Below are 412 nucleotides of genomic sequence, written 5' to 3' on the forward strand. Positions count from 1 at the left end.
AGCGCCAGACATAAGGAGAGGTAAAGTAAGCAAACGGGAATGCCGCCAAGGTTCCCGCCAAATAGGCATAATAAATCGCCACAAAACCACGAGGTATCGAATCCTGCTTCGCGGCGGCGAACACGTACGGCGTCAAAGCCATTTTCAATGGTTTCAAGACCAACAGGAACAGCCCCGCCATCTTTACACCAATCGCATACCCTCCAAGCTCCGAGGCGCCAAGATATTTTGCAACGATAGCTCTGTCTATGTATTGATTCAGAAAAACCAACACCGTGGATATCAGCATCGGCATGGAGTAAGCAATCAGCCGCCTGGCCTTGCCCAAGACGTGCCGCCATTCCAGGTCTCTCCTCCGCAATTCCCCCCGGACGATCAACACCAGTCCGCAGATATTGGCGATTGCACCCAG

The 412-nt window shown here is 52.7% G+C and carries 1 protein-coding gene; it reads right to left on the reverse strand.

Going from position 1 to position 412, the window contains the following annotated elements; genetic code table 11:
• Positions 1-412: oligosaccharide flippase family protein (locus RCF13_RS16120; RefSeq protein ID WP_308141339.1), on the reverse strand; the 412-nt coding region annotated here is incomplete at both ends.

Origin of the sequence: Stenotrophomonas maltophilia group sp. RNC7 (assembly GCF_030910085.1) — a bacterium.
Classification (GTDB): Bacteria; Pseudomonadota; Gammaproteobacteria; order Xanthomonadales; family Xanthomonadaceae; genus Stenotrophomonas; species Stenotrophomonas sepilia.